This is a genomic window from Arthrobacter sp. 2YAF22_2 (genome assembly GCF_052114645.1).
In the GTDB taxonomy this organism is placed as follows: domain Bacteria; phylum Actinomycetota; class Actinomycetes; order Actinomycetales; family Micrococcaceae; genus Arthrobacter.
This window is the reverse complement of sequence record NZ_JBFRFD010000618.1, coordinates 1-1,864: the sequence shown is the minus strand read 5'-3', so window position 1 is coordinate 1,864 and position 1,864 is coordinate 1. Positions and strand designations below refer to the sequence as shown.

Below are 1,864 nucleotides of genomic sequence, written 5' to 3'. Positions count from 1 at the left end.
CGCTACGCTGCCCCGACGGCTGCGCGGCCGCCTGAACGCGACGGCTCGCCGCTACGCTGCCCCGACGGCTGCGCGGCCGCCTGAACGCGCCAATTGACGCTGCGTACGTGCAGCAGTGGCTTACTGGCAGCGGCCGCTATTCAAGCGGAGCCGCCACAATGCCCACATCTAACAATTCCAGGATTCGGGCGATCGAACGGGCTGAATAGCCAAGCACGTCATTCTCCCCGAGGGCAAATCCATACAGGAGCGACGCTCCAATTGTTTGCATGAGCAACTGCATGTCATTGCTCCCCAGCGTTCGGCCGGTCATCCGTTCCAGCCCGATGTTCAGGGCCTCGGCCAGCAGCGGCTGGTGACTGCGGATGATCTCTTGCAGTTCAGGGTCATGGCCAGCATCCAGAATCGGATTGAGCCTAGCAGTCACCACGTTCGAGCCCAGCTTGGGGGCAAAGTAGATGGCCATCAGCCGCAGGGCAACCGACGTCAGGCTCTCCTCGCCGGGACGGCAGGCCCGGGCTACCGTGAGGGCGCTCGCAGACCGCAGGTCCTCGGCTCCTGCAACGGCGGCCCGAAACAGTTCCTTCTTGGAGGGAAAGTAGTAGTTTCCGGATCCCGCGGCCAGCCCGGCGGCCTCGGCAACGCGACGATGAGTGACGGCGGACGGCCCTTCGTCAATCAGTAATTGTGCGGCGGCCGCGGCCATCAGCTCCTGCTTCGCCTGACTGCGATGTTGCTTGATTTCCTCATCCTCTTAACCCCGCTCCCGCAGGAATAAAACCGCCGCCACCGTCGCTACATTAAAAGCCATACAACGGTATGGCTTTTCGGTTGGACCATGGCGGCCCACGCAAAGGGAAAGCGATTGCATCATGAGCATGACAACGGAAGCTCTCAAAATCGACTGGGCGACTATGCCTACCTACAACACCATCATGTCACTGGCCGCCGGGGCGGGATTGTTGGCCGTGGTCATCTTGGGCCGCGACCTCTTTCGGCTTCGCCGCAACAACGATGCAACCGTCAGCACTGACGGCTGGTCTATGGCGTTTGGCGTGCTGGGCCTGATCCTCACCACCACAGGCCTGCATATGACCCTGACCTGGCCGCTTGCGGCAGGCGGCTTCCCGTTCGACAACATCATCTTCGGCGAAACCAGCCTGGGCTTCGGCGTGCTGCTGCTCGGGGCTGCCTTTTACCTGTGGCGTCGCGGCGAGGCTCTCACCTCCGCCCCCGACCCCATTGCCCTTGCAGCTAATACGGTCCGCCCCTTGTCCCTCTTTATTGGCGGTCTGGGCCTGAGCCTGCTCGCGATCGCGGCCGCCGGCATTACCTACCAGCTTTTTGCAGCGCCGCCCCAGGAACCGATTTCGGGCGCCTTCGCTGCCTATCCCGTCATTGAAGCAACCTTTATGTCCGGGCTCTTCGCCCTTGTCGGGGTCGGTGCAGTGCTGTTTCCCTTTGCCGTTGCCAAGCTCCGCACCTCCGGGGCAGCGGCGTCGGGACTGGTCAAGATCATCGGAATAGTGTGGCTTCTGACCGGGCTGGCATTCCTGCTCTTTGGCGCCATGAACTATTTCACGCACATCGGCCTGATCGTCAACACTATGTAGGGAGTCTGGCCGGGCCCTCGTGGATGAGTCCGCGGGGGCCTACTGCTGCCCACATCTTTCAAAGCCGGCTCACCCGGTAGGCGAAATTCGCCGGCGCCAGGGACTCAATCCGGACCGATAGCACCGTGTCCGCGGCGAGCTGCACGACGTTGACCCGCGACGTGCCGCAAAGCAGGCTCAAGTCCACCAGGACGTTCTCCTTGTCCGCGATGGTGAAGGACACCCGCCGGGTACTCCGGCATGCCAAGGTG

At 62.6% G+C, this 1,864-nt stretch carries 2 protein-coding genes and 1 pseudogene; 1 reads left to right on the top strand and 2 read right to left on the bottom strand.

Going from position 1 to position 1,864, the window contains the following annotated elements; genetic code table 11:
* Positions 1-136: 136 nt before the first annotated feature.
* Positions 137-706: a TetR/AcrR family transcriptional regulator gene (locus AB4Y86_RS17935; RefSeq protein ID WP_441403506.1), complete on the bottom strand. Its 570-nt coding sequence runs from the start codon at positions 704-706 to the stop codon at positions 137-139.
* Between the two features lie 166 nt (positions 707-872).
* On the opposite strand from AB4Y86_RS17935, the gene AB4Y86_RS17930 reads away from it, so the two are divergent.
* The gene (locus tag AB4Y86_RS17930; protein WP_441403505.1) at positions 873-1,613 is read left to right on the top strand and encodes a DUF981 domain-containing protein; all 741 of its coding nucleotides are present in this window, start codon (positions 873-875) and stop codon (positions 1,611-1,613) included.
* A gap of 58 nt (positions 1,614-1,671) precedes the next feature.
* Here AB4Y86_RS17930 and AB4Y86_RS17925 read toward each other — a convergent pair.
* Positions 1,672-1,864 (bottom strand): annotated as a pseudogene (locus tag AB4Y86_RS17925) (hypothetical protein); the annotation flags it as partial.

Bases quoted from the DNA above. Each gene is read 5' to 3' on its own strand.
- AB4Y86_RS17935 (WP_441403506.1), bottom strand. From the start codon at position 706: ATGGCCGCGGCCGCCGCACAATTACTGATTGACGAAGGGCCGTCCGCC.
- AB4Y86_RS17930 (WP_441403505.1), top strand. From the start codon at position 873: ATGAGCATGACAACGGAAGCTCTCAAAATCGACTGGGCGACTATGCCT.